The 19,894-nt window shown below is 68.5% G+C and carries 15 protein-coding genes and 1 pseudogene; 7 read left to right on the top strand and 9 right to left on the bottom strand.

The genetic code is table 11. The annotated features are described in order from the left end of the window. The first annotated feature begins 7 nt into the window (after nt 1-7). The 4 genes from AC07M9_RS17010 to AC07M9_RS16995 all read left to right on the top strand — a co-directional run bounded on the left by AC07M9_RS17010 (nt 8) and on the right by AC07M9_RS16995 (nt 4,466). Nucleotides 8-952 carry a hypothetical protein gene (locus AC07M9_RS17010; RefSeq protein WP_494885473.1) on the top strand — a complete coding sequence of 315 codons (945 nt, stop codon included), beginning with the start codon at nt 8-10 and terminating at the stop codon, nt 950-952. Then, nucleotides 949-1,482, top strand: coding sequence for a DUF2141 domain-containing protein (locus AC07M9_RS17005; protein WP_494885304.1), 534 nt, complete (start codon nt 949-951; stop codon nt 1,480-1,482). Before AC07M9_RS17010 ends, AC07M9_RS17005 begins: the two co-directional genes overlap by 4 nt. A 7-nt stretch (nt 1,483-1,489) precedes the next feature. Continuing rightward, on the top strand, nt 1,490-2,641 hold the full coding sequence (locus AC07M9_RS17000) for a glycosyltransferase (protein ID WP_494885302.1): 1,152 nt from the start codon (nt 1,490-1,492) through the stop codon (nt 2,639-2,641). Between the two features lie 193 nt (nt 2,642-2,834). Continuing rightward, a complete protein-coding gene (locus AC07M9_RS16995; protein ID WP_494885301.1) occupies nt 2,835-4,466 on the top strand; it encodes a Na+/H+ antiporter in 1,632 nt (543 codons plus the stop codon). A gap of 47 nt (nt 4,467-4,513) precedes the next feature. Here the strand turns inward: AC07M9_RS16995 and AC07M9_RS16990 are convergent, their stop codons facing one another. From AC07M9_RS16990 to AC07M9_RS16965, 6 genes are all read right to left on the bottom strand, one after another. After that, nucleotides 4,514-5,680 (bottom strand): acyl-CoA dehydrogenase family protein, encoded by a 1,167-nt coding sequence (locus tag AC07M9_RS16990; RefSeq protein WP_494885300.1) that lies wholly within the window; start codon nt 5,678-5,680, stop codon nt 4,514-4,516. A gap of 19 nt (nt 5,681-5,699) precedes the next feature. Next, the gene (locus AC07M9_RS16985) at nt 5,700-6,536 is read right to left on the bottom strand and encodes an HTD2 family dehydratase (RefSeq protein ID WP_494885299.1); all 837 of its coding nucleotides are present in this window, start codon (nt 6,534-6,536) and stop codon (nt 5,700-5,702) included. 64 nt (nt 6,537-6,600) lie between these two features. After that, entirely contained in the window at nt 6,601-7,761 is a 1,161-nt protein-coding gene (locus tag AC07M9_RS16980; RefSeq protein WP_494885297.1) for a serine hydrolase domain-containing protein, read from the bottom strand. Next, complete coding sequence (locus AC07M9_RS16975) at nt 7,758-8,948, bottom strand: serine hydrolase domain-containing protein (RefSeq protein WP_494885296.1); 1,191 nt, start codon at nt 8,946-8,948, stop codon at nt 7,758-7,760. The genes AC07M9_RS16980 and AC07M9_RS16975 overlap by 4 nt, the downstream gene beginning before the upstream one ends. Continuing rightward, nucleotides 8,945-9,964, bottom strand: a complete 1,020-nt coding sequence (locus tag AC07M9_RS16970) for an alpha/beta hydrolase fold domain-containing protein (RefSeq protein ID WP_494885295.1) — start codon at nt 9,962-9,964, stop codon at nt 8,945-8,947. The genes AC07M9_RS16975 and AC07M9_RS16970 overlap by 4 nt, the downstream gene beginning before the upstream one ends. A 155-nt stretch (nt 9,965-10,119) precedes the next feature. Beyond that, nucleotides 10,120-12,339 carry a TonB-dependent receptor gene (locus AC07M9_RS16965; protein WP_494885294.1) on the bottom strand — a complete coding sequence of 740 codons (2,220 nt, stop codon included), beginning with the start codon at nt 12,337-12,339 and terminating at the stop codon, nt 10,120-10,122. Nucleotides 12,340-12,576: 237 nt separating this feature from the next. Between AC07M9_RS16965 and AC07M9_RS16960 the strand changes: the two genes are divergently transcribed. From AC07M9_RS16960 to AC07M9_RS16950, 3 genes and pseudogenes are all read left to right on the top strand, one after another. Then, nucleotides 12,577-14,574: a pyrroloquinoline quinone-dependent dehydrogenase gene (locus tag AC07M9_RS16960; protein ID WP_494885292.1), complete on the top strand. Its 1,998-nt coding sequence runs from the start codon at nt 12,577-12,579 to the stop codon at nt 14,572-14,574. Nucleotides 14,575-14,863: 289 nt separating this feature from the next. Beyond that, nucleotides 14,864-15,421, top strand: a pseudogene (locus AC07M9_RS16955) (DUF1254 domain-containing protein); the annotation flags it as partial. A 66-nt stretch (nt 15,422-15,487) separates the two neighbouring features. Further along, a complete protein-coding gene (locus AC07M9_RS16950; RefSeq protein ID WP_494885471.1) occupies nt 15,488-16,246 on the top strand; it encodes a DUF1214 domain-containing protein in 759 nt (252 codons plus the stop codon). A 380-nt stretch (nt 16,247-16,626) separates the two neighbouring features. Here AC07M9_RS16950 and AC07M9_RS16945 read toward each other — a convergent pair whose 3' ends face one another. The 3 genes from AC07M9_RS16945 to AC07M9_RS16935 are packed head-to-tail and all read right to left on the bottom strand — an operon-like array spanning nt 16,627 to nt 19,849. Next, on the bottom strand, nt 16,627-17,244 hold the full coding sequence (locus AC07M9_RS16945) for an Isoquinoline 1-oxidoreductase subunit (RefSeq protein WP_494885290.1): 618 nt from the start codon (nt 17,242-17,244) through the stop codon (nt 16,627-16,629). After that, nucleotides 17,244-17,729 carry a (2Fe-2S)-binding protein gene (locus tag AC07M9_RS16940; protein ID WP_494885289.1) on the bottom strand — a complete coding sequence of 162 codons (486 nt, stop codon included), beginning with the start codon at nt 17,727-17,729 and terminating at the stop codon, nt 17,244-17,246. Before AC07M9_RS16940 ends, AC07M9_RS16945 begins: the two co-directional genes overlap by 1 nt. Then, the gene (locus AC07M9_RS16935) at nt 17,726-19,849 is read right to left on the bottom strand and encodes a xanthine dehydrogenase family protein molybdopterin-binding subunit (protein WP_494885288.1); all 2,124 of its coding nucleotides are present in this window, start codon (nt 19,847-19,849) and stop codon (nt 17,726-17,728) included. Before AC07M9_RS16935 ends, AC07M9_RS16940 begins: the two co-directional genes overlap by 4 nt. Nucleotides 19,850-19,894: the final 45 nt, after the last annotated feature.

The following is a 19,894-nucleotide window of genomic DNA, read 5'->3' as shown; positions in this document are numbered from 1 at the left end:
CATGGAGATGTCCTTGCCACCATCAGCGGCACTCAGCGGCCTCGACCTGCCGGCGATCCAGCTGAACCCGCAGGATCGCTCGCATCGCGGGCGCAACGCGGTGTTTTCGATCCTGCTCTCGCTCGCGGTGATCGCCGCCGTGCTCCACGAGACGAGCAGCATCGAGCTGCGCCGCCTGCCGGCGATGATCCCCACCTCGCCGGCCTTCTGGCTGGTTTTCGCGGCCTCGTACCTCGTCACCCCGTTCAGCGAGTGGCTGATCTTCCGCAAGCTATGGGGGGTGCCCGCCGCCGGCTTCTTCGCGCTGATCCGCAAGAAGCTCTACAACGAGCTGCTGCTCGGCTATCTCGGCGACGCTTATTTCTACACCTGGGCGCGGCGCCGTATGGCGCTGGTGGCGGCCCCGTTCGGCGCGGTCAAGGACACCGCGATCCTCTCGGCGATGACGGGCAACGCCGTCACCGTCCTGCTAATGGCGGTCGTGCTGCCGTTCATGGGCGCGCATACGCTGGGGATCGAGGGGCCGGTGCTGATGCTCTCGCTGGGCGTCATCCTGGCGATCTCGATCGGCGCCATGGCCTTCCGCCGCCGCGTCTTCAGCCTGCCCCGCGAGCAGCTGTGGATGATCGGCCGGATGCACCTCGCCCGCATCGTCATCTCGACCCTGCTGTCGGCGGTGCTGTGGAACTTCGTGCTGCCCGACGTCGCGCTGTCCTGGTGGTTCTACCTGGCGACACTGCGCCTGCTGGTCTCGCGCCTGCCGCTGATCCCGAACAAGGACCTGCTGTTCGCGGGCATCACCGTGGTGGTGCTGGGCGAGGAGCGGGACATCGGCACGCTCATGGCGCTGATGGCCGGCCTGATCCTCGCCACGCACCTGGTGCTCGGCGCGCTCATCGCGCTTCACGACCTCGCCAACAACCTGGCCAACAATGCGGAGGCCCGTACATGATATCGCTCGTTTCCGTACTTTCGCTGAGCACCATCCTGCCCATGGGCGCCGCCGCCACCCTCGCCTCCACGCCCGATCTCGGCAAGGCTGAAGCCCGGTGCCGGCAGGGCGAGACGGGCGCGTCCTTCGCGGTCGAGGTCAAAGGTCTCAAGGATCGCACCGGCAACCTCAAGCTGGAAGTCTACCCCGCGAACGACAAGGATTTCCTCGCCGACGACAACGTCCTCGTCAGCGAGGGCAAGACGTTCCGCCGTGTCGAGATCGCCGTTCCCGCCAGCGGCCCGGTGCGCCTCTGCGTGCGCGTCCCCGGACCCGGCAATTACGCGGTCAGCCTGCTCCACGACCGCGACGAGAACCGCAAGTTCGGGTGGAAGATCGACGGCATCGGTTTCGCCGGCAATCCCAGGCTGGGTTTCAACAAGCCGCGCGCCGACCGTGCCGCCGCCACCGCGGGCAACCGTCCGACGCCGCTGTCGATCGTGCTCAACTACCGCAGGGGCCTCGGCGTCGCCCCGCTCGCATCGAGGTGATGACGTCATGAAGATCGTCGATGTCTGCGCCTTCTACACGCCCCGCGGCGGGGGTGTGCGTACCTATGTCGAGCAGAAACTGCGCATCGGCGCGGCGCTGGGCCACGAGATCGTCATCGTCGCGCCCGGCGAGGAGGACGCCGTGATCGAGCGCGGACCGGGCGCGCGGATCATCACCCTGAAGAACCCGCGCTTCCCGCTCGACCGCAAGTACGGGCACTTCGCCTCGGCCGCGCAGCTTCACGACACGCTCGACGCACTGGCGCCCGACTATGTCGAGGCCACTTCGCCCTGGCGCAGCGCGGGTCTCGTCGCCGACTGGCGGGGCAGTGCGCCGCGCAGCCTCATCATGCACGCCGACCCGCTTTCCGCCTATGCCTACCGCTGGTTCGGCAACGTCTTCTCGCAGCGCACGATCGACTGGCAGTTCTCGGTCTACTGGGACCACCTGCGCCGCCACGCCGCGCGCTTCGACCACGTCGTCTGCGCCAATCCCGACCTTGCGCGACGCCTGGCCGAGGGCGGCGTGCCGCGCACCGTGTCGATCCCGATGGGCGTCCAGCCCGGCCGCTTCTCGCCCGAGAACCGCGATTCGGGCTTGCGCGCCCAGCTCCTCGCCGACTGCGACCTGCCCGAAAGCGCCGGCCTCCTGCTAGGCGTCGGGCGCCTCGCCGCCGAGAAGCGCTGGCCGCTGGTGATCGACGCGGTGAATGCCGCCGCGCAGGAACGCCCGATCGGCCTCGTCATCTTCGGCGAGGGGCGCGAGCGCCGCGTCGTCGTCAAGCACATCGCCGGCAACCCGCACGTCCGCCTGTTCACGCCCGAGCGCAATGGCGACACTTTCGCCCGCGTGCTCGCCAGTGCCGACGCGCTGATCCACGGCAGCGAGGCCGAGACCTTCTGCATGGCCGCCGCCGAAGCGCGCGCCAGCGGCATTCACGTCATCGTGCCGGACGAGGGCGGCGCGGCCGACCATGCCTCGGGCGGGGCAGGCACCACTTATGCCGCCCGCGACCCCGCCGCCGCCGCGCGCGCGATCCTGGCGGTGCTGTCCGGCCCGCCGCACCGCCCATGCCCGGCGCGCACCAGCACCGAGCATTTCGCCGAACTCTTCGCCCTCTACGAACGCAGCCATGCGGCAAGGCAGCGCGCGGCCTGAAGGCGGATGTCCAGCCTGAATTGAAGACACCACTTCTCGTCGCCGCCTGCGCGGTGACGACGGCTTATCGGCTAGACGATCCCGCCAAAGCCCAGATCGCGGCCCGAATTAGCTCCAAAAGCGCTGTTGCAGGGGTTGCGCCGGTCGCCGCCCGTCCCCTAGGGTCCGGTGGTTCCACCCATGGAGTGACGTTTTGGAAACAGTCTCGATCGTTCTTTTCCTCCTGCTGGCCGTCGTCGTCAGCGGAGCCGTTGCCAGGATGCTGCCGTTCTCGATACCTACGCCGCTGGTCCAGATCGTTCTGGGTGCGGTGATCGGCCTGTCCACCTCGCACCGGGTCGAACTCGATCCCGAACTGTTCCTGTTCCTGTTCCTGCCGCCGCTGCTGTTCCTCGATGGCTGGCGCATCCCCAAGGACGAACTGCTCAAGGATGCCTCCACGGTGGTGGAACTGGCGCTGGGGCTGGTCCTCATCACGGTGGTGGGGATGGGCTTCTTCATCCACTGGATGATCCCGGCCATGCCGCTGGCGGTCGCCTTCGCACTGGCCGCCGTGGTCTCGCCCACCGACCCGATCGCGGTTTCGGCCATCGCCGCGCGCGTGCCGATCCCCAAGCGCATGATGCACATCCTCGAAGGCGAATCGCTGCTCAACGACGCGTCGGGCCTGGTGTGCCTGCGCTTCGCCGTCGCCGCCGCGCTGACGGGCACGTTCTCCGCCGGGGAAGCGGCGCTGAACTTCGCCTGGGTCGCGCTGGGCGGGCTGGCGATCGGCGTGGCGGTCACGCTCGCCGTCACCCGCGCCAAGGCCTGGGTCACCAAGCGCTGGGGAGAGGACACCGGCTCGCAGATCCTCGTCAGTTTGCTGATCCCCTTCGGCTCGTACCTGCTGGCGGAACACCTGCACGCCTCGGGCATCCTCGCGGCGGTGAGCGCGGGCGTGACGATGACCTATGCGGAGATTTCGCGGCAGGCACTGGCGGTCACCCGCATGCGCCGCAATTCGGTGTGGGACACCGTGCAGTTCACGCTCAACGGCATCATCTTCGTGCTGCTGGGCGAACAGCTTCCCGGCATCCTCACCGGCGCGAAGCAGACGGTGGCGCTGACCGGGCATGCCGGGCCGTGGTGGCTGGCGGTCTACGTGCTCGCCATCGTCGCCGGGCTCGCCACCTTGCGCTTCGCCTGGGTCTGGGCCTCGCTCAAGCTGACGATCCTGCGCAGCACCAAGCGCGGTGCCGGCATGCAGAGCCCCGACTGGCGCCTGATCGCGGCCACTTCCGTCGCCGGAGTGCGCGGGGCGATCACGCTGGCGGGCGTGCTCACGCTGCCGCTGGTACTGAACGACGGCACGCCGTTTCCCGCGCGCGACCTCGCGATCTTCCTCGCGGCGGGGGTGATCGTCGTCTCGCTGGTGCTGGCCAGCATCGGCCTGCCGGTCCTGCTCAAGGGCCTGACGATGCCGCCCGAACCGCCCAGGCATGCCGAGGAAGCCGGTGCCCGCGTCGCCACCGCCGAAGCCGCGATCCAGGCGATCGAGCGCCACCAGCACGCGCTCGCCGCCGACCGGGTGGAAGCGGACATCTACGCCGAGGCCGGCGGGCAGGTAATGAACCTCTACCGGGAGCGGGTGGAGGGACTGAGCGGCCGCCAGTCCGACGAATCGCGCGCCGGCGACAAGCTGCTCCGCGAATTCCGCCTCGTGGGCGTCAGGGCAGAACGCAAGGCGCTGGCGCAACTGGTGCGGGCGCGCGGGATCAGCAGCGAGACCGCGCGCAAGCTCACGCGCGAACTCGATCTGTCGGAAACGCGGTATCTGGGCTGAGGCGCCGATCCTCCCCATCGCTGGGCGACAGAGAGGATTTTCCAGCTTCAGAACGAGCGCGGCATGCCCAGTACGTGTTCACCCATGTACGACAGGATCAGGTTCGTGCTGATCGGCGCGACCTGGTAGAGGCGGGTCTCGCGGAACTTGCGCTCGATGTCGTATTCGTTGGCGAAGCCGAAGCCGCCGAAGGTCTGCATGCAGGCGTTCGCCGCTTCCCAGCTGGCCTTGGCGGCGAGGTACTTGGCCATGTTGGCCTCGGCGCCGCAGGGCTGGTGGGCATCGAACAGCTCGCAAGCTCGAAACCGCATGAGGTCGGCGGCGCGCACTTCGATATAGGCCTCGCTGATCGGGAACTGCACACCCTGGTTGCGGCCGATCGGGCGGCCGAACACCTCGCGCTCCCCTGCGTACTTCGCGGCGCGGTCGACGAACCAGTAGCCATCGCCGATGCATTCGGCTGCGATCAGCGTACGTTCCGCATTAAGACCGTCGAGGATGTACTTGAAACCCTTACCTTCTTCGCCGATGCGGTTTTCCTCGGGAATTTCGAGATCGGTGAAGAACAGCTCGTTGGTCTCGTGGTTGACCATGTTGGGAATGGGGCGCACTTCCATGCCGCTGCGCATCGCCTGCTTCACGTCGACGAGGAAGATCGAGAGCCCCTCGCTGCGCCTGGCGACCTGGTCGAGCGGGGTGGTGCGCGCGAGCAGGATCATCAGGTCGGTGTGCAGCACCCGGCTGATCCACACCTTCTGCCCGTTGACGACGTAGCGGCCGTCCTTCCTGACGGCGGTGGTCTTGAGCTGGGTGGTGTCGGTGCCGGTGGTCGGCTCGGTCACCGCCATCGACTGCAGCCGCAGCTCACCGCTGGCGATGCGCGGCAGGTACAGCGCCTTCTGCTCGGCCGATCCATGGCGCAGCAGCGTGTTCATGTTGTACATCTGGCCGTGGCACGCCCCGGCATTGCCGCCGCAGCGGTTGATCTCCTCCATGATGACCGAGGCTTCCGCGAGGCCGAGCCCCGAGCCGCCGAACTCCTCGGGGATCAGCGCGGCGAGCCAGCCGTTGTTCGCCAGCGCATCGACGAAGGCGTCGGGATAGCCGCGCTCCTCGTCGATCTTGCGGAAGTATTCGTCGGGAAAATCGGCGCAGAGCGCGCGGATCGCGTCGCGGATCGGGGTGTGCGGATCGTCGGGAAGGTCGGCGGGCATCGGGTGTCCTTGGGTCTGATCAGGCGAACTGTGCGGTGGCGCTCATGCAGAGCGCACCCTGGCCGTTGGTGGCTTGCATCCGGGCGGTGCCGTCGCCGTCGGGCGGGGTGGCGCCGAGGGTGATGGCGTCGGTGTCGAACAGCGGGCTCGCCCCGCGGAACGCGAAGGATTTCGGGGCCTTGCTGGCGCGGGTCACGAGGTGGTCGAGCAGCAGCGTCGCGGTCAGCGGGCCGTGGACGACGAGCGCGGGATAGCCTTCCCCGGCCTGGGCATAGGCGCGGTCGTAGTGGATGCGGTGCGAATTGCCGGTCAGCGCGGAGTAGCGGAACAGCAGCACCGGGTCGGCGGAGAAGGGTTGGGACCATTCGAGCGGGAGCACTGGTTCCACGGGCTTGGCAGGCGCGGCGCCGGTCGTCGCCTCGCGGTATACGATGTCCTGGTGCTCGGTGAGGACCAGGCCGTCATCGTCGCTCACCTCGTGGCGGACGGTGACGAAGACGAGGTCGCCGCTGCGACCGGACTTGGCGCTGATCGCCTCGATGGTCGAGCGCTGCACCAGCGCCGCGTCGAGCGGGATCGCGCGCTGCCATGCGATGCGGCTGCCCGCCCACATGCGGCGCGGCAGCTCGACCGGGGGCAGGAAGTCGCCCTTCATCGGGTGGCCGTCGCGGCCGGTGCGCTCGCGCATCATCTCGGGGCGGAAGCACAGCCAGTGGCCGAGCAGCAGCGCGCCGGCGGCGGGGTCGAGCGGGCGGGAGTCGATCGCGCCCAGCAGCCGCTCCGCGGTGCCGCTCGTCAGCACGTCGCGACTGGTGCGGGTGCGCCCGATCCATGCCTCGTAGGATTGCGTCGTCATGCCTCTTCCCTTGCCGTGCCCCCGCTTGGCCGCGACTGGCGATGCATATGTGTTCGCAGTCCGATTAGCCGCCGGTCTCGGCCAGAACGCGCAGGACCGCGTTGGGGAGCCGGGAATCGACCCAGTCCGCCGCGAAGTCGCCGATCCGCACGATGACGAGATCGCGCGAGGCCGAGACGTAGACGCGCTGGCCGACGGCGCCGTCGAAGATCAGCATGTCATCCGCCGCGAAGGGCGCGCCGATCGGCAGAGGCGGGGCTGCGCCGCTGCCGTAGCTGCGGGTCGGCGCGTAAGGCGAGCCGCGCCAGATCTGCAGCCCGTAGTTGGGATTGGTGGGCGAGGGCGCGGTCATCGCCGAGATCCAGGCCTTCGAGATGACCTGCCGTCCGCCTGCCGCGCCGCCGTCCTTGATGAGCCGGCCGACGCGCACCCAGTCGCGCGGGCGGGCGAGCAGGCAGCAGAACGTGCGCGCCATGCCGTGCGGGTGGTCGAGCCAGGAGAAGGCGTCGCCCGCGCCCATCGGCCTCCAGACGGTGCGCGACAGCCATTGGGCGTAACGCTCGCCGGTCGCGCGCTGAAGGACCAGCATGGCCAGGGCATTGTCGGTGTTGTTGTAGTCGAAGCGACTGCCGGGCTCGCGCGCCAGCGGGGTTTTCAGCACCAGCGCCTCGAGGCGGGTGCCGAGCATCTGCGCCTCGCCGTCGCTGCCCCTGGCGGTCGCCGCGCCGTACTTCACCAAGCCCGAGCGCATCTGCATCGCCTGGCGCAGGGTGATCGCGCCGCGTGGATCGCCGCGCCACTCGGTGATCCAGCGCGAGACCGGGGCGTCGAGTTCGATGAGGCCCCGGTCCACCGCCGCGCCGACCGCCAGTGCCAAGACCGGCTTGGGCATCGAGGCGGGGGCGGAGAGCATGTCCGGGCCGAAGCCTTCGTGGTAATGCTCAAGCTGCAGCGCGCCGCCGTGCCAGATGAGCAGGGCGGCGGTCCTGTGGTTGCCGATGGCACCTTGCGCGGCGGCGAGCAGGGCGTCGGCCCGGCCGGTGGCGACGGGCATGGGCTCGCCCGGCGCGCCGTGGATGCGTTCGAGGGGGCGCAGGCCATCGACCTTGAGTGCATGGTCGGGCGCGGCCCACCAGGCACGGCGCTGCTCCAGCAGCTGCGCTTCGTCCAGCGTCCCCGCGCAGCCGGCGAGGAGGGGGAGGAGGGCAAGGAGCCAGCGCCTCAAGAGCCCAGCGCCTTGAGATAGAGGTTGGGGACCACGGCGTCGTCCCAGTCCTTGGGCGCGGTGCCGAAGCGGACGATCACCAGCCCGCGCGAGGGGATTACCCAGGTCTTGGTCTGGCCGACGCCTTCGAAGGTCATCACGTCGTCGGCGAGGAAGGGCTCGGACTGCTTGATCACGGACTTCACCGGGGTCGGGTAGGGGTTGCTTGGGGAAGCAATGCGGCGCTCGGCCTTGTAGGGGCTGCCGAGCCAGACGCCGAGGCCGTAGTTGGGCTGGTCGGCCCCGCCTTTGCGCATCTCCTCGACGAAGCCCGGCGGGAGCAGGCGGGGTTGGCGCGATTCCGCGACCAGCAGGGCGCCGAGGCGGACCCAGTCGTCGGCGCGGCTCCACAGGCAGCAGTTGGCGTGGACGTTGCCGCCGGGGCGGTCGACGTAGATTTTCATTGGATGGAGGCCGAGCGGCTGCGACAGCCAGCGGGTCGCCAGCGTCTCGTAGGGCGCCTTGCCCGCGCGGGCGAGGGCGAGGCCGAGCACGTCGTAAGTCCAGGCCGAGTAGTCGAACGTGGTCCCCGGCGCGGCGATGGATCGGAGCGCCAGCGCGCGCGGGGCGTAATCGCTGCCGATGATGATGCGCTGGAAGTCGCTCAACGGCGAGGCCTGCTGGCGGTACCACTGCAGCCCCGCATGCATCGAGAGCAGGTCGCGCCAGCGGATCTTCGCGCGCGCATCCCCGCGCCATTCGGGCAGCGTCGCGGCCACCGGCGCGTCGAGGCCCGGGATCACGCCTTCGCGGATCGCGCGGCCGACCGCCAGCGCCTCCAGCGACTTGGCCATGGCCCCGGCGGCGCGCGGGGAGGCGGCATCGCCGGTGACGTAGTGCTCGGACACGAGGCAGCCATCGTGCCATACGAGGAAGGCGTCGGTCTTGCGCGCCGCGAGGTAGCGTGTTGCCGCAAGGTCGGCGCCGGCAAGGGCGGGGGTCGGCGAGCAGGTGGGCAGGTCGCCCGCGCCCGGCCCGGCGATCGTGGCGCGATCGTCGGGAATCGCGTTGGCCCCGGCGGCGGGGGCGAGTCCGGTCATCGCCGGCACGCGGCCCGCCCAGCGCAGCCAGAAGCGGCCGTCGTCCGCCGCCATCGCACCCACGGCGCAGACAAGGACGAGCGCGGCGGCGAACAGGGTCTTCCTCATCGCGCGGTGACCTTGCGGGTGAAGGCCAACGAGGCCGCCAGCGCCTGCCGGTGTGCCTTGCGCGTCGCCGCGTCGGTGGCGGCGCGGAAGCCATGGTCGGCGCCGGGCACCATGACCAGTTCGGCTTCGATGCCCTTGGCTTTCAGCAGCTCCAGGAAATGGCGGCTCTGCGCCGGGGGAGCGGAGGCGTCGGCGTCGCCGTGGACCAGCAGCATCGGTGGGTCCTTCGCGTCGAGGTAATGCGCGGCGGAGGGGTTCTCCAGCTCCTCGCGGGTGCAGCCCTCGGGCCTGCAGGCGAAGTAGGGGTGCTGCTCGATGGGGAAAGGTCCGCCGATCGGCTGCGTGAAATCGAAGGCACCGTACCACGCCACCGCACCCTGCACGCAGTCGGAGATCGAGGCGGGCGGACCGCCGAGGACGGCGCCGTAGCCCTCGCCGGTGTCGGGCTCGAACTTGTCGACGCCGCAGGTCGTCGCGGCGATGGCCGAAAGCTGGCCGCCGGCCGAGCCGCCCCAGGTGACGAAGCGGTCGGGGTCGAGGCCGAACTCGTCGGAATGGGCCCGCAGCCAGCGGATCGAGGCTTTCACATCCTTTAGCGCGGCGGGGAAGGGGGCCTCGCTGGCGAAGCGGTATTCGACCGAGGCGACCGCGAAGCCCTGCGCGGCGATTTCGCCCAGCAGCTTGGGAAGGTCGGCGAAACCGGCCTCGGCGCGCGGATTGCCGTAGATCCAGCCGCCGCCGTGAATGAGCACGATGACGGGGAGCGGGCCCTTGGGCTTGGCGGGAAGGTAAAGGTCCAGGGTCAGCGGGCGATAGCCGCGCAAAGCCGCGTAGGTCAGGCCGGGATAGGCCACCGCGTCCTTGCCGAGCGCGACGTGCGCGCGGTCTAGGCTGGTGGGCGCGCGGCATGCGGCGCTGGTGCAGACGGCGAAGGCGGGGGTCGCTTCGGGTGCGGCGAGGGTCGGGGCGGCGCAAAGGAGGAGTCCCCCGGCAAAGGTCGCGAGACGGGCCAGCATGGAAGACTCCTTCTTCGTACGTTCTTTAAACACCGACTACCTCACCCCGTCGCCTGCACGAAGGCGGGGACGCCGAGGTTTGGGTTGAGCGTATCGTCATTTTCAGCGTGTCATTGTTGTCGGCTCGACCTTATCCGGACGAGCCGACGCTCAGCTCAGAACCGCAGGCCGACGGTCGCCGTCACGCGGCGCGGGTCCATCGGGTAGACGCGGCTGGCCAGGGCCAGCATGTAGGCGTGCTGGTTGGTGCAGTTGGTGCAGGCGAGGCTGCCGTACCACGCCCCCGTGTCGTAACGGACGCTGGCGTCCATCATGTCCTGGGTCTTGGTGCGCACCGGGTTGAGGATCGCGATCTGGTAGGGCGACATGTGGCGCCACAGACCCGAGAAGGTCAGCGTGCTGTCCTTGCCCATGTCCATCACGTAGGTCGGGCCCGCGGTGACCTGGAACTTGGGTGCCTGGGTCGGGATTTCCGAGTCCGTGAGCTGCGCCGAAGCCGGGATATTCGGGAACACGTAGGTCTTCAGGTACTTGGCGTCGAGATAGCTGCCGGTCGCGTTGAGCAGGAGGCCGTCGGTCACCTCGAAGCTGGTGTCGAACTCGATGCCCATGGTGCGCACGTCGGCGATGTTCTGGAGCAGCGTGGTCAGGGTGCTGGTGCTGTCGAGGAACACCTGCACGGTGTTCTGGTAGCCCTTCAGCTTCTGGTAGAAGCCGGTCAGGTTGACCTTGGCGCGCCCGTCGAGGAACTGCGAGCGCAGGCCCGCCTCGTAGGACCACACCTTCTCGGGATCGACCGCGATGACCAGGTTCGGGTTGCTCACGCGCGCGTTCCAGCCGCCGGCCTTGAAGCCGTTGGTGGCCGAAACGAACACGTTGACGTCGCGCGAGAAGTCGTACTGCACGGCGACGCGCGGGGTGAAGCGGTTCGAGGTCAGCTTGACGGGCTGGCCGCGCGCGATGACGTCGGCGGTGGAGATGGTCGGCGCGTTGACCTCGGTCTGCGGGATGTAGGCGAGTTCCTTGACGTCGTGGGTGAAGCGGCCGCCCACCGTCACGGTGATGCCGTCGACGGGCTTGATGTCCGCCTGGGCATAGGCCGCGTAGGAATTGGTCGTCGTGTGGATCTTGATGTCCTGCGTGTAGCGGATCGTCGATCCGGTCGCAGTGGCATTGGACAGGCGGTTCTCGTCCACGAGGTTCAGGTAGTAGAGCCCCGCGACGTATTCGACCTTGCCGTCGAGCGCCGAGGCCGCCCACTTGAGCTCGCCGCTATGCGAATAGCCGTAGCCGTCCGAGAACAGGTTGCTGCCTCCGTAGGGATTGTTGGCGACGGTGCCGACCGGGAAGCTGTAGGTCGCCCAGTACTGGCGGAAGCCGTAGAGCAGCTCGAGATTGCCGGCATCGGTCTCGAAGTTCATGATCGAGCCGAGGCCCAGCGACTTGGCGACCGAGCAGGCACCGCCCTCGCCGGCGGCCCAGGCGGCCATCGGGTCCGATCCGCAGTCGCCGACCTTCACGCCGACGCTGGTGTGGTAGTAGTTCGCGGGCGGCGGGCTGTAACGGTCCTTCGCCGGCTCGCCGGTGGGCGAGAGCGGGAAGCCCAGGCCGTCGCTGCGCGAATAGCTGGCCGACAGGTCCCAGGTCAGGGAGTCGGTCGGCAGCAGGCGCACGTCCTCGCGGATGCCCCAGTTCTTCTCGCCGCCCACGGTCTCGCCGGTGGCGTCGTTCTTGATGAAGCCGGGGTCGTTGACCCAGAAACCGCTGGTCTTGGTCAGCACCTTGTCGCTGATCGGCGCGTTGACCGACGCCTTGACGCGGACCTTGTCGTAGCTGCCATAGGAGCCCTCGAGGTAGCCGCCGAAGTCGGCGGTGGGCTTCTTGAGGATGATGTTGACCGCGCCGCCGCTGGTGTTGCGGCCGAACAGTGTGCCTTGGGGACCGCGCAGGACCTCGATGCGCTCGACGTCGAACAGGCCGATGTTGTTGGCGTTCGAGCGGGCGATGATCAGGTCGTTCTCGTAGATGGTGACCGGCGGATCGTTGGTCGTGGTGATGTCGAGGGTGCCGATGCCGCGGATGAAGTAGGTCGCGGTCGCCTTGAACGAGGACTGGGTGATGTGGGTGGAGGGCACGAAGTTGGCGATGTCGAAGACGTCGTCCATGCCGAGGCGCTCGACGTCGTCGCCCGAGAACGCGGTGATCGCGACGGGCACGTCCTGCAGGTTCTGTTCGCGGCGCTGCGCGGTGACGACGATGTCACCCGGGCCGGAGGACGACGCCTGCGGCGCGTCCTGTGCTTCGTCGGCGAAAGCCGGCACCGACAGCATGGCGCCGGCGCACGCAGTCAGCTTGAGAAGAGTCCTCAGTCTCATGGAAACCCCCTGAAATGTTCTTGGATTGGAGGCCCAATGCTGCGGCGATTCGGCGAAATCGCGGGGTCGGTTTGCAAACTTGATCGTTAGCCGATCATTCCGCCTGCCGGGCCACGCAGGCGCTGGAAACCGGGCAATATGACGTAGTGCAGCATGGCGACGGGTCGGTTACGACTCCGTGTGCAGGTGCTCCGCCAGCTCTTGCGATAGAGGCGAATTGTGAAGTTTCAGAGAAGCTTGCGTAGGCATCCCATCCTTTACACGCTGCTCGGCGCGCTCCTCGCGTTCGCCGTCTGGACACTGGCCACCGTGCCGGTTCCGCAGCCGCGTTTCGGCGATGCGGCACGGCCGCTTTCGGGCGAGGGTGCCGTGATCGAGCGCAGCACCGGACGCAGCGGCGACTGGTCGGGCACCGGCGGCGATCCGGGTGGCAGCCAGTGGTCCGCGCTCGACCAGATCACGCCCGCCAACGTCGGCAGGCTGGAGGTCGCCTTCACCCACCATTCGGGCGACTTCAAGGACGGCGATACCTATTCCGGCACGCGCATGGAGTTCATCCCGCTCGTGGTCGGGCGCACGCTCTACTACTGCACCCCGTTCGACCGGGTGATCGCGGTCGACGCCACCGACGGCCAGCAGCGCTGGGCCTTCGATCCGTTCAAGGCTTCGGGCGGCAGACCCGCGCTGTTCAAGGGCGAGATGGCACCCAAGCACTGCCGCGGCGTCGCCTACTGGCACGATCCCGAGGCGAAGGCGGGCGCCGTGTGCGCGAACCGCATCTATCGCTCCTCGGGCGACCGCGCGATCGTCGCTCTCGATGCCGCGACGGGGCGTCCGTGCGAGGACTTCGGCGCGGGCAAGGGCCACCCCGGCTACGTCTCGCACACCGATTTCGACCCGCAGGGCGAGGGCCCGGTCCCGGCCAGTTCGCCCCCGATCGTCATCAACGGCGTGGTCATCGCCGCCACCGGCGCGCGCGACAACCTGCGCGACGCGGCCGACGGCATCACCCGCGGCTTCGATGCCCGCACCGGCCAGATGCTCTGGGAATTCGACCCGATCCCCAAGGGCCACGAGCATGATACCGGCGCCGCCAACATCTGGTCGCTGCTCTCCGGCGATCCGAAGCGCGGCCTCGTGTTCCTTGCCACCACCAGCCCGTCGCCCGACTATTACTCGGCGACGCGCAATTTCGACATCCCCTATTCGGACGCGGTCGTCGCGGTCGACGTGAAGACCGGCAAGGTGCGCTGGCACTACCAGACCGTCCACAACGACCTGTTCGACTACGACCTGCCGACCAACCCGATGCTCGTCACCATCCGCAAGGACGGGCGTCTGCGCGACGTGGTCATCCAGCCGACCAAGAGCGGCCTGGTCTTCGTGCTCGACCGCGATACCGGCAAGCCGGTCTTCCCGGTGCGCGAGACGCCTGTGCCCGCCTCGCACGTTCCCGGAGAGCACGCATCGCCTACGCAGCCGGTGCCGGTCCTGCCGCAGGCCTTCGCCAAAACCAGCGTGACGCGCGAAGAGATGTTCGGCCTCACGCCCATCGACCGCGCCTGGTGCCGCGCCAAGTTCGATACGCTGCGCTACGATGGCCCGTTCACCCCGCCGGACGCCAAGGGCGCGCTTACCGTGCCCAGCTCGATGGGCGGCACCAACTGGGGCGGCGCGACCTACGATCCGGTCACTAACCTGCTGGTCGTCAAGACCGACAACCTCGCGTCCACCATGGCGATCCGCGAAAAGCCCAAGGGCTTCAAGAACGGCGACTTCATGACCCGCGAGCTGCCGGACTCGAACCTCATCGCGACCGGCGAGTTCTTCCTCTCGCCGCTGGGCATCCCCTGCATGCCGCCGCCCTGGGGCACGCTGACCGCGCTCGACATGAGCAGCGGGAAGATCGCCTGGCAGGTGCCGCTCGGCCAGTCGCACCGTTTCGGGCTGACCGTGCCGGCGTTCCTCAACTGGGGTTCGCCCACGGTGGGCGGCCCGACCTCGACCAGGGGCGGGCTGGTGTTCGTCGGCGCCACGCTGGATTCCAAGTTCCACGCCTTCGACATCCGCACCGGCAGGCAGGTCTGGAACGTCGACCTGCCCGCGCCCGGCATGTCGGTTCCCGCCAGCTACGAGGTTGACGGCCGCCAGTACATCGCCATTGCGGCGGGCGGCAACGCCTTCGCGGGCACGAAGCTGTCGGACGCGCTGGTGGTGTACAAGCTGCGCCAGTGACGAAGATCCTCCCCGTTCCGCAGGAATGGGGGATCGCCGAGACCCACGCGACAGAAGCCCCCGCCGATCGAACGGCCGCGGCCTTTTCAGCGCGTCCGGCTGTCTGCAATGAGGGTGGGAGAGGGGGGGGAGAGAGGATCTCCGCGATGGTGGCGAGTCCGGAACGTCGCTGATCTGCGATTTTGGGTGGTTACCGGACATAGGACTTTCCTATCGCCAGGTCGGGGTCTGCCCCAGTTCCCCAGCACCTCTTCCGCATACAACCTTCTACTGACGTTCCAGTGAAAGGATGCCTATGCCCGACGCCCTCAATGGCCCGTTTCGTTCCTCAGGGGCGTCATCGGAGCATCTAGCGGCACGAACGACCTACCGCCGCGCGGTAGAGGCCGCGATCTGGGGCATTCCGGTCGTCAACTTCGACCTCATGTTGCAGGCATTCAAGGCGATCGGTGGGTGCATCAACCAGATCGTCTACTGGTCGCAATTGCTCGACTGGAAGAACCAGACCCTCACGCCTAACCCTAACTCGATCTACTTCATGCCATTCTGGGATACCGCCGAAGCAGGGCCCGTCGTTGTCGAGATCCCGCCAGCAGAAGGTGGCTCGATCACCGGCACACTGATGGACTGCTGGTAGACCGCGTTCGAGGATGTTGGTCCGGCAGGCGTCGACAAGGGGGCTGGTGGAAAGTACCTGATCCTGCCGCCCGGCTACGACGGCGCGGTGCCGGAGGGCTACATCGCGTTTCCCGCTGACGTGTTCCAGGGCTATGCGCTTCTCCGCTCGATCCCCGGCGGGGGGAGCGAGGCCGACATTGCCGAGGCGGTGGCATACGGCAGGCGCATCAAGATCTATCCGCTCAGCGAGGCATCCGAACCACCCGAGACGACCTTGGTAGACGCCGCCGATGAAATGTTCGACGCCGCGATCCCTTACGACCTGCGGTTTTTCGAGGCGCTGGCCAGGATGATCGACAGCCAGCCCTGGATCGAGCGCGACCGGATGGCGATCGACATGCTGCGCTCGATCGGCATCGCCAAAGGCCAGCCATTCGCGCCCGACGAGGCGACCGGGGCGGTGCTCATCGAGGCCCTGCAGGAAGCGCGGGCCTTCTTCGACCAGGGCTACGAAGGCTATCCGCCCTTCTACCGGGACAGGCACTGGTTCCTGCCTTACGACGAGGACCTGCACATCACGCTGAGCGGTAACTACGAGACGCGCGACATCTACCCGCTCGATGCTCGGGCCTTCTTGTATTACGCTGCATACACCAGCGTGAAGCATCCCGGTGCAGGGCAGTATTACCTGTTCCTGAGCCGCGACGACCAAGGGGCCCCTCTGGACGGGAGGGCCACCTACCGCCTGCGAGTTCCCGCCAACGTGCCCGTGCGGCAATACTGGTCGGTGACGTTGTACGACTTTGCGACCCATGCCCTGATCCGAGATGTGGACCGCGCGAGCCGGGCGTCGAACTCACCAGGTCTGCAGGCAAACGGGGATGGCTCTACGGACATCTACTTCGGTCCCATGGCCCCAGATGGCCGTGACGGAAACTGGGTTCCTACTCGGGCGGATGGCAGGTTCGAAGCGCTGTTCCGATTCTACGGTCCCGAGAAGGCACTGTTCGACAAGACTTGGGTGCTTGGTGATGTGGAAAGGTTTGAAGCTTAGCGTGTCGCTAGCTTTCGTTCGCGACTTCTCTGTAACGTCCGCTATGGGGCGATTCCAGACAGTCCGCTTGCGGCGTGTCCGAATGCCTTTGCACAAGCCGGTTTCCTACACTTCCGCCCGCGCGGTAATCTGGCCGGATGATCTTGCCTGCGCCTACCTGCCGATCTGTCTTGCCGCGACGCGCTCCCGCCCTGCGTGGCGCACACAAGGCGACACTTGCGGCGCACAAGTGGACACGCAAGGCGACACTTCCCGCGCTCAAGGCGACACTTTCCTGCCGCAAGGCGACACATTCCGGCCCCACGAAGGCAGTTTGCCCCCTGGACCGTGTAAACCGTGTAAACCAGTGTCGCCTTGTGACGCGCCGCCGGGCGACCTACTCAATCCGGGCAGTATGCACCCGCCTCGACCCAGGCCTGCGTCAGGTCGCCGAAGCGGGCCTGCGTGCCCGGCGCGGGCTTGCGTCCTTCGCCCGGGTGCCAGGCCCAGCCGACGAGGTGGTCGCCCCGGTTGTGCTCGACGAGCGCGGCGAGGGTCTTGCCGCCGTTGCGGGCGGGGTCCTTGATCTGGCGGCAGATCTCTCCCGGGGTCCTGCCCTGCCAGGCCATCTCGCGCGGGGCGAGGTGCCAGTGCGGATCGCCGGGAATACTGCCGCGCTCGCCGGTGAACGAGACGTTGGCGTCGCCGTGACAGGTCTGGCAGCGCATGGCGGTGACGCCGTGGCCGTCGGCGCCGCGCGTCACCGGCGGGGTATGCAGGCTCATCGCGTCACCCTGCGTCGGGCTGTCGGTGCGCGGATGGCAGTTCATGCAGCGCGGGTGCTGGATGACCTTGCCCATCTCGGCGAAGAGCGCGAGCGAGCGCTTCCGCCCGTCGCGAATGCCCGCGAAGTCCGAGGGTGCGCGCAAGGTGTCCGCCCCGCCATCCGCCACCTTGGCGACGACCGTCGCGGAGGCCAGTACGAGGCTGCAGCCAAGAACGACATGGGCGATACGCATCAGTTCGACTCCCGCAGCCGCGAGGCCGCCAGCTTGATGGCCTTGCGGATGCGCAAGTACGTCGCGCAGCGGCAGATGTTGCCCGCCATGGCGGCGTCGATGTCGGCATCGGACGGTTCGGCGACCTGCTTCACGAGCACGATCGCCGCCATGATCTGCCCCGACTGGCAGAACCCGCATTGCGGAACGTCGAGTTCGACCCAGGCCCGCTGCAGGGCGGTGGCTACCCGTCCGGCAGCGCCCTGGGCACCTGCGGCGCCCTCGATGGTCGTCACCGCCTTGCCGGCGATCGTGCCGACCGGCGTGACGCAAGAGCGGCGGGTGCCGCCCTCGACATGCACGGTGCAGGCGCCGCACTGGGCGATGCCGCAGCCGTACTTGGTGCCTGTCAGCCCCAGTTCGTCGCGCAGCACCCACAGCAAGGGAGTGTCGGTCTCGGCGTCGGCCGTCACGGGCTTGCCGTTGAGCGTGAAGGCGGTGGTCATGCGCTGGCTTCCCGGATGGCGCGGGCGAGGGGCAGGCGCTCGATCACCTGGCCGGTCAGCACCCGCCATGCGCTCGCCACGGCCGGGGCGAGCGGAGGCACGGGCGGTTCGCCGATGCCGGTAGGGTCCGCCTCGCTGGTGATGATCGCCACTTCCACCTCCGGCATTTCACCCATGCGCAGCGAGGGATAGTCGTTGAAATTGCGCTGCATGACGCGGCCGCCCTCTCCCAGCACGATCTCGGCATGGAGCGCGTGGCCCAGCGCGAAACCGATGCCGCCCTCCACCTGCGCGCGGATATTGTCGGGGTTGATCGGCAGGCCGCAGTCCACCGCGCACCAGACCTTGTGGACGCGCGGCAGACCGTCTTCCCCGCGTGACACCTCGGCGATCTGCGCGACATGGGTGCCGAAGCTCTTGACGTAGGCAACGCCCAGAGCGCGGCCGTCCGGGCGGGCGGATGTCCAGTCGGCGATCTCGGCCACCCGGCGCACGACGACGCGGGCGCGCTCGTCCTCGAGCAGCGCGATGCGCCCGGCGACGAGGTCGATGCCCGCGCCGGCGAGCAGGCGGTCCAGCATGGCCTCGATGACGAACCCGGTGTGGCTCGCGCCGACAGAGCGCCACCAGTTGACCGGGATACGGCTCGCCATCTCGCTGACACCAAGACGATGCGCGCCCATGCGATAGCCGGTCTCGTTCGCGCCTTCGACCATCATCTGGTCGTACCCACGCTTTTTGGCGCCCGCCTCGAAGGGGGTGCCGGCGACGATGGACTGGCCAGCCATGCGGTGATCCCAGCCCAGGATAATTCCGTCTGCGCCGATCGTCGCACGCACCTTGTGGACCATCATCGGCCGGTAGAAGCCACCGCTCAGGTCGTCCTCGCGGGTCCAGACGAACTTGAGCGGCTCGGGCCCGCCCCAGGCGGCGCAGACCTTGCCCGCCTCGTGCCCGAACTCGCGGCCCGGCGTCGCGCGGCGTCCGAAGCTGCCCCCGGCGTAGCACTGGTGGAGCAGCACCTTGTCCTCGGCGATGCCCAGTTCCTCCGCCATCGCGGCGGGTTCGAGCACCTGGAACTGGCTGCCGGCCCAGACGTCCAGCCGGTCGCCCGTAACCTGCATCGTGGCGTTGAGCGTCTCCATCGGCGCGTGGGCAAGGTAGGGGAGCACGAAGCTGGCTTCGACGACCCGCGCGCCGGGCGGCAGATCGGACGGAAAGGGCGCGGTCTCGACGACGGCGTGGCCCGGCAGCGCGGCAAGGCGCATGGCTTCCGCCTCGAGCTGTTCCGAGGTCCGGGTGTCTGCGCCGGCCATGTCCCAGGTTACGTCGAGCGCGCGGCGGCCTTTGAGTGCCGCCGCCATGCTGTCCGCATAGACCGCGACGCCGCTGCCCGCCTGCGCGACCTTGCGCACGCCGGGAACCGCCAGCGCTGCGGCAGCGTCGAAGCGCGCAGGCTTGCCGCCGAATGCGGGCGGGTGCGCCATGACCGCGTGGACGAGCCCGTCATGGCGCACATCCATCGCGAAGATCGCCGAACCGTCGGACTTGGGCGCCGAATCCGGGCGAGGGGCGACCTTGCCGATCAGCCGGAACTGCGCGGGCGTTTTCAGCGCCACTTCCGCGGGTACCGGCAGCAGCGCCGCCGCCGCTGCGAAGTCGCCGTAACCCGCCTCATGGCGGCCGGCACGCAGCATTCCGCGCTCGGTGGTGACGGCGGACACCGGCACGCCCCAGCGCCGCGCGGCGGCGGTGACGAGCAGCAGGCGCGCGGTCGCGCCGGCCTTGCGCATCTGCATCCAGGCGCTCGCCATCGTGGTCGACCCGCCGACCGCCATCGTTCCCATGCGCTGGTTGGCGTAGCGGGTGTTGTCGTTCGGGGCGAATTCGAAGCGGACATTGTCCCAGTCCGCATCGAGTTCCTCGGCCACCAGCGTGGCCAGCCCGGTCGCTGCGCCCTGGCCGAACTCCACCGCCTTGATGACTACCGTCACCAGGCCGTCCGCGCCGATGCGCACGAAAGCGTTCGGTTCGAATGCCCCGTCAACCGCTACCGCCGCGCGGACCCGTGCAGGCAACGGCAACAGTGCCGCGACAAGGAGGGCGCCGGCGCCCCTCATGACCTGGCGCCTGTCTGCTTGCATCATGCGCGGGCTTCCCGGGAG

It is taken from the genome of Novosphingobium sp. GW821-FHT09E05 (assembly GCF_059416165.1).
Note: the sequence above shows the minus strand (reverse complement) of the source record. Positions and strands in the feature narration are given on the sequence as shown.